10 protein-coding genes are annotated in these 13,615 nt (G+C 74.3%); 6 read left to right on the top strand and 4 right to left on the bottom strand.

What is annotated here, in order from left to right; translation table 11 throughout:
• From FB476_RS00120 to trxA, 6 genes are all read left to right on the top strand, one after another.
• Window positions 1–2,610, top strand: a complete 2,610-nt coding sequence (locus tag FB476_RS00120; protein ID WP_141816979.1) for a DUF6049 family protein — start codon at window positions 1–3, stop codon at window positions 2,608–2,610.
• Window positions 2,607–6,518, top strand: coding sequence for a murein biosynthesis integral membrane protein MurJ (gene murJ, locus FB476_RS17055; protein WP_141816980.1), 3,912 nt, complete (start codon window positions 2,607–2,609; stop codon window positions 6,516–6,518). The genes FB476_RS00120 and murJ overlap by 4 nt, the downstream gene beginning before the upstream one ends.
• A gap of 2 nt (window positions 6,519–6,520) precedes the next feature.
• A complete protein-coding gene (sigM, locus tag FB476_RS00130) occupies window positions 6,521–7,093 on the top strand; it encodes an RNA polymerase sigma factor SigM (RefSeq protein WP_141819649.1) in 573 nt (190 codons plus the stop codon).
• 157 nt (window positions 7,094–7,250) lie between these two features.
• A complete protein-coding gene (locus FB476_RS00135; protein WP_141816981.1) occupies window positions 7,251–8,123 on the top strand; it encodes a hypothetical protein in 873 nt (290 codons plus the stop codon).
• Between the two features lie 226 nt (window positions 8,124–8,349).
• Complete coding sequence (gene trxB, locus FB476_RS00140; protein ID WP_170233467.1) at window positions 8,350–9,336, top strand: thioredoxin-disulfide reductase; 987 nt, start codon at window positions 8,350–8,352, stop codon at window positions 9,334–9,336.
• A gap of 56 nt (window positions 9,337–9,392) precedes the next feature.
• Window positions 9,393–9,716 carry a thioredoxin gene (gene trxA, locus FB476_RS00145; protein ID WP_141816983.1) on the top strand — a complete coding sequence of 108 codons (324 nt, stop codon included), beginning with the start codon at window positions 9,393–9,395 and terminating at the stop codon, window positions 9,714–9,716.
• A gap of 94 nt (window positions 9,717–9,810) precedes the next feature.
• Here trxA and FB476_RS00150 read toward each other — a convergent pair whose 3' ends face one another.
• The 4 genes from FB476_RS00150 to FB476_RS00165 form a co-directional block, all read right to left on the bottom strand.
• Complete coding sequence (locus tag FB476_RS00150; protein ID WP_141816984.1) at window positions 9,811–10,866, bottom strand: ParB/RepB/Spo0J family partition protein; 1,056 nt, start codon at window positions 10,864–10,866, stop codon at window positions 9,811–9,813.
• Complete coding sequence (locus FB476_RS00155; protein ID WP_272949382.1) at window positions 10,863–12,044, bottom strand: ParA family protein; 1,182 nt, start codon at window positions 12,042–12,044, stop codon at window positions 10,863–10,865. Before FB476_RS00155 ends, FB476_RS00150 begins: the two co-directional genes overlap by 4 nt.
• A gap of 77 nt (window positions 12,045–12,121) precedes the next feature.
• On the bottom strand, window positions 12,122–12,862 hold the full coding sequence (gene rsmG, locus FB476_RS00160; protein WP_141816985.1) for a 16S rRNA (guanine(527)-N(7))-methyltransferase RsmG: 741 nt from the start codon (window positions 12,860–12,862) through the stop codon (window positions 12,122–12,124).
• Between the two features lie 17 nt (window positions 12,863–12,879).
• Window positions 12,880–13,539 carry a Jag family protein gene (locus FB476_RS00165; protein ID WP_141816986.1) on the bottom strand — a complete coding sequence of 220 codons (660 nt, stop codon included), beginning with the start codon at window positions 13,537–13,539 and terminating at the stop codon, window positions 12,880–12,882.
• Between the last annotated feature and the right edge of the window lie 76 nt (window positions 13,540–13,615).

The raw sequence follows: 13,615 nt of genomic DNA on the forward strand, positions 1-13,615 counted from the left end.
GTGCACCGGTCAGCCCGCCGCTCCGCGTGGGCGGTTCGTCCCCGCGCCGCGGCAGCGACCGTCGCGCTCGCCGGCCTCCTCCTCTCGGTCCTCCCCGGGCTGCCGGCACCGGCCGTGGCGACGCCGGCACCGGCGTCCGTCGCCGAGGAGCAGGACGACGAGGAGCAGGACGCCCCCGGGGTGCGCGTCGTGCTCGACCAGGTCGTCCCCGCCGTCGCCCGGGTGGGCGAGCCGCTGACGCTCCGCGGCCGCATCGTCAACGACGGCGACCAGCGCCACCGGTTGGGCCTCGTCACGGTGCGGGCGGCGTGGTCGCCCCTGGTGAACCGCGCCGACGTCACGCACTGGCTGGAGGGCCGCGACGAGCGCGACGCCGGCTGGTTCCTGGGTCAGGACGACGTCGGTCCGGTGGTCGTGCCCGGCGCGAGCGTGCCGTTCTCCGTGACCGTCCCCGAGACCGGTCTGGACGCCCTGCCCGGCGACCTGGCCGTGCTGGCGCTGGAGATCGTCGCGACCGGCGAGGCCGAGCCCGGCTCGACCGGGCCCGTCCCCGAGCCGGTGAGCCTGCGCACCGTCGTGACGGCGGCCCGGACCGACCGGGTCGCCACCCCGCTCGACACCGCCTGGGTCGTGCCGCTGACGCTGCCGGCCGACCCCGACCTGACGAGCCGCGACGACACCGACCGCCACCGGGCCTGGGCCGCGGCCACCGGTCCCGGGTCGCCCCTGCGCACCTGGCTGGAGGACCTCACCCTGCCGTCGGTCACCTGGCTGGTGGACCCCTCGGTGCTCGTGCCCGTCGACCCCGCCGACGACCTCGCCGAGGAGGATCCCGAGGAGGCCCCTGGGACCGGGGGTGACGGGACCGACGCCCCCGGCACCACGTCCGAGCCGTCCCCCACCGGCCGGGAGGACTCCGACGACCCCGCCGTCACCTCCGCCCCCGGCGAGGAGGAGGACGGGGGCGACCCGGGGCCGGACCGGAACGCCGCCTCCGACGACGCCGACGGGACGCCCGGCGGCGAGGACGGGTCCGAGGAGGACGGCTCACCGGACGTCGACGAGGCCGGGGCGACGGCGACCGCGGCCCCGGACGAGGCCACCAGCACCGCCTCCCCCGGAGGTCTGGAGGAGGGGCAGGACCTCGGCTCCCGGCCCGACGACCCCGAGGAGCCGGTGACCGCCGCGGACGTGACGAGCGGCCTCGTGGCCCTGCGGGGTCTGCTCGCCCGCGCCGACGAGGACCAGCTGTGGTGGACGCCCGTCGGGGATCCCGACGTGGCCGCGCTGCTCGAGGACGGGCAGTCCCCGGCCACGGCCCGCGGCGTGCTCGACCTGCCGATGGCCGACACCCCGGTCACGGTGGAGCGCCTGCTGCGCCGCGGACGCAGCGACGTCGCCTGGCCCGTCCTCGCGGCCCCGGGGGCCGACCAGGTGATCGGGCTGGACCGCTACTGGGCGACCCGGACGGCCACGCCGGAGGGCCTGGCCGGGATCGTCGTGCCCCGCGAGTCGCTCACCGGCGGGTCCAACGCCGTGGTCGGCACGGCCGCGCGCCCCCTGCAGGGCGTGGACGGGATCGTCGCCCTGGGCGTGGACACCCGGGCCTCCTCGCTGCTCGCCGGGGCCCGCGAGGACTCGGCGCGGTCGGGTGCGGGAGCGGTGACCCAGCGCCTCCTCGCGGACAGCCTCACGGCATACCAGCAGGACCCGGACGCGGTCCGCTCCATGCTCTACGTCCCCCCGCGCGCCACGGACGTGCCCTCCGACGTGCTCACGGCGCTCTCCGAGGGCCTCGGCGAGGCGCCCTGGATCCGCACCGTCGCGGCCGGGGACCTCCTCACCGCCGCCCAGGCGACCCCGCCCGTGGCCCTGACCGGGGTGGCCCCGGAGCCGAGCGTGCTCGGCTCCACCATCACCGGCCGCGTCGAGCCCGGCGCCAGCCCCCTCGACGCCGCCTCCCAGCGGCGGCTCGCCCGGCTGGGCAGCTCGCTGGCCGGCCTGACGGAGATCCTCGAGGACGGCTCGGCCGTGCGCTCGTGGGAGACCCTCCTGGCCCACCTGTGGTCCGCCCGCTGGCGCGGGTCGCAGGACGCGTGGGGGCAGGCCTGGCAGGGCGCCCGGCGGCCGGCCGTGCAGGCCCAGCGCGCCGTCCACGTCAACCCGAGCACCGTCAACTTCCTGTCCGAGCAGGGCATCGTGCAGGTGACCGTGGTCAACGACCTGCCGGTCGCCGTCGAGGGCGTCCGGGTCGAGCTGGTCCCCGACCACAACATCCTGCGCGTGATCCAGCAGCCCGATCCGGTCACCATCGGTCCCCGCAGCCGGGCGACGGTCTCCTTCACCGCCCAGGCCGTCACCCGCGGCGTGACGACCGTCAACGCGCGCCTGACGACCCCCAACGGCACGACCCTCGGGGACGACGCCAGGGTGAGCGTGCGGGTGCAGCCCACGGGTGTGTGGATCTACTGGGTCCTGGGCAGCCTCGCCGGGCTGGTCCTCGTCCTCGGGCTGGTCCGCGCCCGGCGCACCGCGCCCCGGTCCGCCGTCGTGGCCGCGTCCGGTGGTCCGGACCCGAGCAGCACCCCCACCCCGGAGGAGAACCGGTGAGCACGTCCCCGCCCCCCTCGTCGCCCGCCTCGTCGGCCTCGCTGGCACGGTCGAGCCTGGTGATGGCCGGGGGCACCTTCGTCTCCCGGCTGCTCGGGCTGCTGCGGGTCACCCTGCTCGTCGCGGCGATCGGCGTGACCACTCCCGCCGCCAACGTCTGGCAGGCCGCCAACAGCCTGCCCAACACCATCTACGTGCTGATGGCGGCCGGCGTGCTCAACGTCGTGCTGCTGCCGCAGATCACCCGCGCGCTGCTGCGCGGCGACGAGGGACGCGACTACACCGACCGTCTCCTCACCCTCGCCCTGACCGTCCTCGTCGTGGGCACCGTGGTCTTCGTCGCCGCGGCCCCGCTCATCACCAAGGTCTACAACCTCAAGTGGGCCTGGGGCGGACCGGAGCTGAGCCTGGCGATCCTCTTCGCCTACCTGTGCATCCCGCAGATCCTCTTCTACGGCCTCCACGCCCTGCTCGGCCAGGTGCTCTCCGCGCACCACCGGTTCGCGGCCTTCATGTGGAGCCCCGCCCTCGCCAACGTCGTCGCGATCGCCGGCATCGTCGTCTTCATGCGCCGCTATCCCGAGGCGCGCCTGGCCCCCGACGACGGTGGCATCCCCCTCGACGCGTGGACCCCGGGGATGATCTGGCTGCTGGCCGGGACGGCGACCCTCGGGATCGTGCTCCAGGCGGTCGTGCTGGTCCCGGTGGTGCGCAGCACCGGCTTCCGGTGGGCGTTCCGGTGGGGCTTCCGCGGCGTGGGGCTGGGCTCGGCCTCGCGGATGGCGGGCTGGTCGCTCTCGGACGTCGGTGTCAGCCAGCTGGGCATGCTCGCGGTCTACAACGTGCTGGCGTGGGTCACCGTCGCGGCCCCCACCGCGCCCGCCAAGGCGGCCTACGACAACGCCTTCCTCGTCTACATCCTCCCTCACTCGATGGTGGCGCTCTCGCTGCTCACCGCGATCTACCCGGTGCTGTCCAAGGCGGCGGCCCGCGACGCCCTCGGCGAGATGGCCGAGCACACCTCGCGCGGGCTGCGGCTGCTCGGGACCGCCATGGTGCCGCTGGCGGTCGCCATGATCGTCTTCGCGCCCTACATCATCCGCGTGATCTTCCCGCGCAACTCCGACCCCCGGGCCATGGCCCCGATCCTGCTGACGCTGTCGCTCGGCCTGGTCTCCTACGGCGTCTACCTGCTCTGCGCGCGGGTGTTCTACTCCTTCGAGGACGCCCGGACGCCGTTCCGCTTCCAGCTGGCCATCACCGCCGTGCTGATCGTCTTCCTGCTGCTGGCGTTCACCTCGCCCACCCGCGCCGCCATGATGGTGGCGCTCGGGCAGGCGCTGGGGCAGACGACGGCGGCGGTGCTGGGCCTGCGGGCCGTGCGACGGCGGCTGCCGGCCGCGCAGCTGCAGCTGCGCGCCGTGGCCACCACCTTCCTGCGCGCCGCCGGCGCCGCGGTCGTCGCCGCGATCCCCACCTGGGCGCTCATGCACCTCCTCGTGCCGGGCGACTACCTCCGCACCTTCTCGGTCGACGGGGGCCAGTGGCTGCGCACCGTCCTCGCGCTCGCGTCCTGCGGGCTGGTCTACCTCGCGGTCTACGCCGTCGTGGCCCACCGCCTGGGTGTGGCCGAGCTCGCCGAGGCGGCAGGGCCGCTGCTGCGCCGCATACCCGGTGGGGCGCGCTTCCTCCCCGGTGCCGGAGCCAGGTCCTCCGGCACCGCCGGCGAGGAGTCCTCGACCGAGGACACCACCGGTGCCTCCGAGGGGGACGGCCCGGACCCGGGCTACCGCGGGGTCTCCGACCTGCCCACCGGCCCCACGCCGGGGCACCCGGACGACAGCGGCGCCCTGCCGCTGGCCGTCTGGTCCGACATCCCCTGGGAGGGTCGCGGCGGCGCTGCGCCCTCGCCGCAGCCCGACCCCCTACCCTCGAGGGGGGAGACGGGGGCCTCCGCGGACGGGTCCTCCGGCGCACGCGCGTCGCGCGAGGGGTCGGACGCGACAGCGGACACACTAAGGTGGGACACCGCCCCGCCTGGGGCGACCAGGAAGGACGGCGACATGGATCGGCTCGAGGTGGGCACCCTGCTGGGTGAACGCTACGCGCTCGACGAGCTGCTGGCCCGCCGCGAGGGCGGGACCCTCGAGTACTGGTCCGCCCGGGACGTGACGCTCGGCCGCCTCGTCGCGGTCACCGTGCTGCCCGCCACCGGCGGCTTCGAGGCGACGGCGTCGGCGGTGCTCGACGGTGCCCGCCGGGTGGCCTCTGTCGACGACCCGCGCCTGGTGCGCGTGCTCGACGTCGGCAGCGAGGACGGCCTCTGCTGGATCATCGAGGAGGGCCTGAGCGAGGCCGAGTCGCTCGCCTCGCTCGTCTCGCAGGAGCCGCTGGCACCGGAGGAGGCCCGCCGGATCGTCGGCGAGAGCGCCGCCGGCCTGGAGTCCGCCCGCCGCCGCGGCCTGCACCACCTCTACCTCAACCCCCACTCGGTGCTGCGCACCAGCGACGGCACCGTGAAGATCTCCGGCGTGGGCGTCGCGGCGGCGCTCGAGGGCGCCGACGACGTCACGGCGGCCGAGGCCTCGCTCATCGACACCGCGGACCTCGTCTCGCTGCTCTACACCGGCCTCACCGGCCGCTGGCCCGGCGAGGACCTCCCCGGCCTGCGCCCCGCCCGTCGCACCGCCGACGGCTCCTACCTGGCCCCGTCCGAGGTCGTGGGCGGCGTCCCCGGCGACCTCGACGCGCTGTGCCGGGCCGTGCTGGGCCCCGAGGGCGGCGCGCTGCCCCAGACCCCCGGCGAGCTGGCCCGCCAGCTCTCGCCCTGGTCCTCGGAGATGGTCGTCGGGCGGCGCCCGGGCTCGCTGAGCGCACCGGGCCGGGGCGCGAGCAACCCCACGGACGGCGTGCTGTCCTCGGCCTCGGGCGCGAGCGCCGCCGCGGCCGCCGCGCATCCTTCCGACACCGAGCACGCCGACCCCGACGCCACCGCCCGCGTGCCCGCGCCGCCCCGCGGCGGTGACGAGACCGGGGAGGGCTTCTTCGGGCGCGGCCGAGACCTCACCGGTCCGCAGGAGCCCGCCGGCCGCGGCGGTCGCCCCTCGACCGCCGAGCTGCTCGGCGTCCGCAGCACCGGCGACCGGATCTCCCCCCGCACCTCCGGGGCCTCCCGTCCCGCTCCGGAGCGGAGCACCGAGGGCGAGCCGCCGACGCTGCGCGAGGAGCGTGGCACCGGCGCCCAGACCGCCGTCGTCATGCTGGTCCTGCTCGGCCTGCTCGGCCTGGCCGTGGTCCTCGGCTGGAGCGCGCTGCGCGGCCTGGGCGGCGGCGACGACCCCGAGGTCGCCCAGCCCGACGGCGGGGTGGCCACCGCGACCGCGACCTCGGACCCGGCCCCCACGACGGCCGGACCCGCGCCGTCCGCACCGGCCGAGACCACCGAGCCCGCGCAGCCGGCACCCCCGGTGGCCTCGGGCGGAGCGGTGTCGATCCTGGGCATCAGCTCCTTCGACCCGCAGGGCGACGGCGACGAGAACTCCGACCTGAGCCCGCTCGCCGTCGACGGCGACCCGGCCACGGAGTGGCGCTCCCACACCTACTTCTCCGCCGACTGGGGCGGCCTGAAGACCGGCACGGGCCTCGTGCTCGACCTCGGCGACGGGGCGCAGGTGAGCTCGGTCGAGGTTCAGCTCGGCGAGGGCGACATGGGCGTCACGGCCTACCTCTCCGACGCGGCCACCACGGACGGGGCGACCGAGCTCGGGTCCTCCGAGTCCGCCAGCGGCACCTTCACCGCCACCCCGGGCGAGCCTGCGACCGGGCGCTACCTCATCGTGTGGTTCGACCGGGCCTGGTCCTCCCCGGAGGGAGAGGTCGTCAGCGTGCGCGAGATCACCGTCCGGTGAGCGTGAGCGTGGGCCCGTCGCGCGAGCTCGCCGAGCTCGACGACCATGCCCTGCTGCAGCTGCACCAGGAGGGCGACGCGGAGGCCTTCGGGGAGATCTTCCGCCGCCACCGCGACCGGATGTGGGCCCTGGCGCTGCGCACCACCCGCGACCCGGAGATGGCCTCCGACGCGGTCCAGGACGCCTTCCTCAACGCCTTCCGCCGGGCCGGGTCCTTCCGCGGCGACGCCCAGGTGACCACCTGGCTGCACCGCATCACCGTCAACGCCTGCCTGGACCGGCTCCGACGGGTGAAGCCGACCTCCGACATCGCCGACCACGACCCGGTGGAGCCCCGTGACCGGCACACCTCGGTCGACGTGCGTCTCGACGTGCGGGCGGCGCTGGAGCAGCTGCCCGAGGGTCAGCGGCTCGCGCTGACGCTCGTCGACATGCACGGGCTCAGCGTCGCCGAGGCCGCCCAGGTGCTCGACGTGGCGGAGGGGACGATCAAGTCCCGCTGCTCCCGCGGCCGCGAGGCGATGGCGCGCCTGCTGGGCCTCGGCGAGGACGGCACCGACGGGGTCCGCGGATGATCCACGGCGTGCTGCCGGGCTGTGGTGCAGGCCACGTGGAGCGCTCGGGAACCCCTGGGGCCTCCTGCTCGTCGTACCCACGTGAGCCGCTCCGCGGTCCGGCTCACGCCGACCTCGTCCCCGGGTCGGATCGCACCCTTGCGAAGGAGGTCTCCGCGTGACGCCCAGCACCACCCCGGGTCCGCTCCCCGAGCGCGAGCCCGAGGCGCACGAGGACGACCCCACCGGCATCCGCGCCCTGCTCTCCGCCCTGCCCGACCCCGGACCGATGCCCGCCGACCTGGTGGAGCGGATCGAGGCCCGGCTGGCCGTGGAGCAGGAGCACCGGACCCGCTCTGCCGCCGGCGGTCTCGCCGCCCGCTCCGACTCGGTCATCGACCTCGCGGCGGAGCGCTCGCGCCGCCGTCCGGGCCGCACCGTCGCCATGCTCGGCGTCGCCGCCGCAGGCCTGCTGGTCGCGACGGTCACCATCGGGGAGCTGGCCGGGGTCGGTCCCGCAGGCGGGCCGATGTTCGACAGCGCGGCGCAGGTCCCCACGCGCCCGGCCGCCGAGGACGGGTCCGACGCAGGCTCCGACTCCGCCGGCGGGGCCGACGAGGAGTCCGGGGACGACCTCGAGGCCATGGGTGGTGGGTCCGCCGAGGACAGCGACGCGGAGGGCGGGGAGATCACCAGCCTCACCGAGTCCGTGCTGGTCCTGCCCCCGCTGGGCGCCGTGTCGGCATCCGACCTCCGCGACCGCCTCGTCGACGCCGTGACGGACGAGCAGACGTCCTCCGACGGCGCCGTGGGCGGCACGGCCGGCCTGACCGTCGCCGCCGCCCGGACCTGCTGGCAGGACGCCGGGCTCTCCGGCACCTGGCCCGTCGCGCGGGCCGCGCAGGCGGAGCTCGAGGGCGACCGGGTCGTCGTCCTCCTGGGCACCGAGCAGGCCGGGACCGACGCCGGCGAGGTCGTCGTCCTCCCGTGGTCGTGCACCACGGGAGAGGCACCCGCGCCTCTGCACTCCGTGACCTGGCCGGCTCCCTGACGCAGGCCGCTCGCGGCTCGGGGACCCGTCCCGAGCCTCCCTGCCCGGGCATCGTCCACGAACCCGCGGTACGACTACCCCAGGCGTCCCGGGGGTCCCACCCGACGCGCCTGACGCAGGACCGGGAACACGCGCCGCCTAGGATCGGTTGGACAGGACAGCACCCTGCCGTCCGCTGCACCGGCCGGCACCGTGCCCGCCACCGATCGTGTCCAGGAAGGACCCCATGACCAGCCAGACCGACGTCATGACGCCCACGCCCCAGCCCGCCGGCGACGGCGTGCGCGAGGTCATCATCATCGGCTCCGGCCCCGCGGGTTACACCGCCGCCGTCTACGCGGCGCGCGCGAACCTCGCCCCCCTGGTCTTCGAGGGCTCCGTCACCGCCGGCGGCGCACTGATGAACACCACGGACGTCGAGAACTTCCCCGGCTTCCCGGACGGCGTCATGGGCCCCGAGCTCATGATGAACATGCGCGAGCAGGCCGAGCGCTTCGGCGCCGAGCTGGTGCGCGACGACGTCGTCGAGGTCGACCTCACCGGCCCGGTCAAGGTCGTGACCGACGGCAACGGCGACGTCCACCGGGCGCACGCCGTCATCCTGGCCATGGGCTCGGCCTACCGCGAGCTCGGCATCCCGGACGAGCACCGCCTCTCGGGGCACGGGGTCTCCTGGTGCGCCACCTGCGACGGCGCGTTCTTCCGCGACCAGGACATCGTGGTCGTCGGCGGGGGCGACTCCGCGATGGAGGAGGCCACCTTCCTGAGCCGGTTCGGGCGCACCGTGACCGTGGTGCACCGCCGCGACGAGCTGCGCGCCAGCCGCATCATGGCCGAGCGCGCACTCAACGACCCCAAGATCAGCTTCGCCTGGAACTCCGAGGTCGTCGCCCTCCACGGCGACCCCAAGCTCACCTCGATCACGTTGCGGGACACCGTAACTGGCGAGACGCGCGAGCTCGAGGCGTCCGGGCTGTTCATCGCCATCGGCCACGACCCGCGCAACGAGCTCGTGCAGGGCCAGGTCGAGCTGGACGAGGAGGGCTACGTCCTCACCCGGGGACGCGGCTCGGCCACCAACCTCGAGGGCGTCTTCGCCTGCGGCGACCTCGTCGACCACACCTACCGGCAGGCGATCACCGCCGCCGGCAGCGGCTGCATGGCCGCGCTCGACGCCGAGCGCTACCTGGCGGCGCTTCCCCAGACCGTCTGACAGACCTCCCGCCTATCCTTCTGTACCGAACACCCGACCGCCTGGAAGGACATCCCATGGCCACCACCCAGACCACCGACGCCACCTTCACCGAGGACGTGCTGCAGCACGACGGCCCCGTCCTCGTCGACTTCTGGGCCCCCTGGTGCGGGCCCTGCAAGATGGTCGCGCCCATCCTCGAGGAGCTCTCCGAGGAGTGGGGCGACAAGCTCAAGGTCGTCAAGCTCAACACCGACGAGAACCCCCAGATCACGCAGGCCTACGGCATCACGGGCATCCCCACGATGAACGTCTACCAGGGCGGGGAGGTCGTCAAGACCCTCGTCGGGGCGCTCCCGAAGAAGAAGCTGGCCCAGGAGCTGGAGCAGTTCACCAGCTGACGCACCATCACCGACGCCGAGACCGGCCGTCCACACGGGTTATCCACAACCCTGTGGACGGCCGGTCTCGTTTCTGTGGAGAACCACGCCGGTGTCACTCGCTGGCGAGGGCTCCCAGGATGCGCTGCAGATCGTCCTGACCTGCGAACTCGACGGTGATCTTGCCCTTGCGCCGACCCATGGTCACCTGGACCCGCGTGTCGAGGCGCTCGGAGAGCTGCTGGGCGACCTCCTCCAGCTCCGGGGAGGGAGCGGCCCGGCCACGGCGGCGCTGCACCGGGGTGGGGCCGTCCTCGCCGAGGAGGACGATCTCCTCCACGGAACGCACGGAGAGACCCTCGGCGACGATGCGCTGGGCCAGCCGCTCCATGGCGGCGCCGTCGGGCAGGCCGAGGAGGGCGCGGGCGTGCCCGGCGGTCAGGACGCCGGAGGCGACACGTCGCTGGACCAGCGGCGGCAGCTTGAGCAGCCGGATGGTGTTGGAGATCTGGGGTCGCGACCGGCCGATGCGCGCGGCGAGCTCTTCGTGGGTGCAGCCGAAGTCCTCGAGCAGCTGCTGGTAGGCCGCAGCCTCCTCGAGGGGGTTGAGCTGGGCCCGGTGCAGGTTCTCCAGCAGGGCGTCACGCAGCATGTGCTCGTCGCCGGTGCTGCGCACGATCGCGGGGACGGTCTCCTTGCCGGCCACCTTGGAGGCGCGCAGCCGGCGCTCGCCCATGACGAGCTCGTAGGGCGGCTCTCCCGCCTCGACCTCGTCGGCCGGCACGGGCCGCACGACGACCGGCTGCAGCACCCCGAGCTCGGAGATGGAGGCCACGAGCTCGGCGAGGTCGTCCTCGTCGAAGACCTGGCGAGGCTGCTTGGGGTTGGGCCTGATGGCAGAGACGGGCACCTCGGCGAAGGTGGCTCCGGGGACCGGCGACAGCCCCTCGGGGAGGGAGGTCTCAGCGGCCACGGGCGGATCGGACACCACCGACGCCCCGTCGGGGTCGATGTTTCCCGTGAAACCGTCCTCGGGCCCGACCTCGCGCTCGGTGGTGCCGGTGACGACCCCCGCGCGGGGGAAGAAGACGTCGGCGGGCCGGTCGCCTGCGGGTGCCGACGGGATGAGGGCACCCAGGCCCTTGCCCAGTCCTCGGCGACGGTCACTCATGCTGAAACCTCCTGGAGCTGACGCATCTCGGCAGCAGCTTCGACGTAGGACAGGGCACCCGTGCTGGTCGGGTCGTAGGTGATGACGGTCTCGCCGTGGCTCGGAGCCTCGCTGATGCGGACCGAGCGCGGGATGGCGGCGCGCAGCACACGGGGGCCGAAGTACTCTCGCACCTGGGCGGCCACGTCGGCGGAGAGTCGCGTGCGTGCGTCGTACATGGTCAGCAGGATGGTGCTGACCTCGAGCTCGGCGTTGAGGTGCTGCTGGATGAGCTCGACGTTCTTGAGCAGCTGGCTCAGACCCTCGAGCGCGTAGTACTCGCACTGGATCGGGATGAGCACCTCGCGTGCCGCGACGAAGGCGTTGACCGTGAGGAGCCCGAGGCTCGGTGGGCAGTCGATGAGCACCAGGTCGATCTCGTCACCCTCGGCGCGGCTGGAGAGGTAGACGTCCAGCGCACGTCGGAGGCGGTGCTCGCGCGCCACCAGGGGGACGAGCTCGATCTCCGCGCCGGCCAGGTCGATGGTGGCAGGGGCACCGAGCAGACCGGGGACGTGCGGACTCTCGCGCACGACCTCCTCGAGCGGGACGCCGTCGATCAGGACGTCGTAGATCCCGGTCGTGCCGCTCTGGTGCGGGATGCTCAGGGCCGTGCTCGCATTGCCCTGCGGGTCCATGTCGACCACCAGGACGCGCAGGCCCGCTTCCGCCATCGCCGCCGCGATGTTGACCGTCGAGGTCGTCTTGCCGACGCCGCCCTTCTGGTTGGCGACCGTGAGGATGCGCGTGCCGGTCCAGCCGTGCGTCCGCGCGGTCGGATCTGGCTGTGCGATCCCGGTGGACGTTTCACGGGAAACCTCCGTTTCACGGGAAACGTCAGCACCGCCCGACGACTGGAGGGCTGCACCTCGCTCGGGCGCCGCAGGCTGTCCGCCTGCTGGTCGATGATCACCTTCGGAGGTGTTCTCGTCCTCCGCGGCGCCGTCCGAGTGGGCGATGTCCGCCACGTGACCCTCTTCCGTCGATGTTTCACGGGAAACGTCACCACCGACGAGCGTGTCCAGCGAGGCGGAGCCCGGCCACCCCAGGCCCGTGCGCGCCGCACCGGAGGGGGCATCGAAGGACGAGGTGGGGCGCGTTCCCGGCCAGCCGAGGGCGCCGTGGTGAGTGGTAGTCATGAGGACTCCATCATCGCCGATCGAGGTGGCAGTTCCCAAGCCGCCCCCGGTCGTGTCGGCCCCCCGGGAACTCGTGGTCAGACCGAGCCGCGTGAGCGACGCGCGCTCTTCGACCGCGTCTTCCGCCCGCGCCGCGACGTCGGGGACGGACTCCGGGCGGGCTCCCGCAACGTCTCGGGCCGGACGATCTCGACGACCCTCACGGGATCGCTGACCCTGCCTTCACCGACGACGTGCAGGTGGGCGATCTCGACGCCCAGCCCGTCGAGCAGGGGGGCCGCCTCGTCCAGCTCGCGCGATGCCGACTCGCCCTTGAGCGCGAGCAGCCGCCCACCGGGCGACAGGAGCGGGAAGGACCACCGCACCAGCTTGTCGAGCGAGGCGACCGCACGGGCCGTGACGACGGGCGCTGTCAGCTCGGTCTCCTCCGCACGTCCTCGGTGCACGCTGACGTTGGGCAGCCCCAAGGTGGCGATCGCGTTCTCCAGCCACGTCGTCCGCCGCAGCAGCGGCTCGACGAGGTGCAGCGTGAGGTCGGGACGCACGATCGCGAGCACCAGACCGGGGAGCCCCGCTCCCGACCCGATGTCGATGATGGTCTCGCCCTCGGGCAGGAGCGACTCCATGACCGCGCAGTTGACCAGGTGGCGCTCCCACAGCCGGGGCGCCTCGCGTGGACCCACGAGCCCGTGGGAGATCCCCGTCGTCGCGAGCAGCTCGGCATAGCGCGCCGCCAGCTCGAGCTGGGGTCCGAAGACGTCGGCGGCCTCGGCCGGCGGCGGAGGAGCCGCCGGCTCGAGGCCGGCCTGGTCCGTCATCGTGGTGCTGACGGAGATCAGGAGGCGGGGTGGATGACGACGTAGCGCGAGGGCTCGACGCCCTCGGACTCCGAGGTCAGACCGGCGGCGAGGACCTCGTCGTGGACGACCTTGCGCTCGAAGGCCGTCATGGGCTCCAGCTCACGGGACTCACCGGACTCCTTGACCTCCTCGATCGCGCGGCGCGCGGTCTTGACCAACGCGGACCGACGGTCGGCGCGGTAGCCCGCGACGTCGAGCATCAGCCGGCTGCGCTCACCCGTCTCCGCCTGCACGGCGAGACGGGTGAGCTCCTGGAGGGCGTCCAGCACCGAACCTCCGGGCCCGACCAGGCGACGGGGGGCCGGCCCGTCCTCGGAGTCCACGATCGCCACCGCCGCGCGGTCGCCCTCGATGTCGACCTCGAGGTCTCCGGCGAGATCGGCGATGTCGAGGAGACCCTCCAGGAAGTCGGCCGCGACCTCTCCCTCGCGCACCAGCTCCTCGGTCCGGTTGCGGGAGGAGCGGACGGGCCGGTCACCGGCGTCGTCAGCGGCCTCCTTCTCCGCGGCCTCCGCGCTCCCGGCACCGTCGGTGGCCGGCGCGGTGGCCTCGGTGGTCGGCTCCGCCGCGGCGGTCTCGGTCCCGACCGGGGCGACGGCGTCGTCGGTGGTCGTGGTCTCGGGGGACGTGCTCATGTGGTGTCTCTCCTCCGGATGGCCGGCGTCGCCGGCGGGCTGAGGTGGGCGCCCGGCAGGACCGGGCGAGGTCGGG

Source organism: Ornithinimicrobium humiphilum (assembly GCF_006716885.1).
Classification (GTDB): Bacteria; Actinomycetota; Actinomycetes; order Actinomycetales; family Dermatophilaceae; genus Ornithinicoccus; species Ornithinicoccus humiphilus.

Coding starts and splice junctions, on each gene's coding strand:
- trxA (WP_141816983.1), top strand. CDS start 9,393: ATGGCCACCACCCAGACCACCGACGCCACCTTCACCGAGGACGTGCTG.
- FB476_RS00155 (WP_272949382.1), bottom strand. CDS start 12,044: ATGACTACCACTCACCACGGCGCCCTCGGCTGGCCGGGAACGCGCCCC.
- FB476_RS00165 (WP_141816986.1), bottom strand. CDS start 13,539: ATGAGCACGTCCCCCGAGACCACGACCACCGACGACGCCGTCGCCCCG.
- rsmG (WP_141816985.1), bottom strand. CDS start 12,862: ATGACGGACCAGGCCGGCCTCGAGCCGGCGGCTCCTCCGCCGCCGGCC.
- FB476_RS00150 (WP_141816984.1), bottom strand. CDS start 10,866: ATGAGTGACCGTCGCCGAGGACTGGGCAAGGGCCTGGGTGCCCTCATC.
- trxB (WP_170233467.1), top strand. CDS start 8,350: ATGACCAGCCAGACCGACGTCATGACGCCCACGCCCCAGCCCGCCGGC.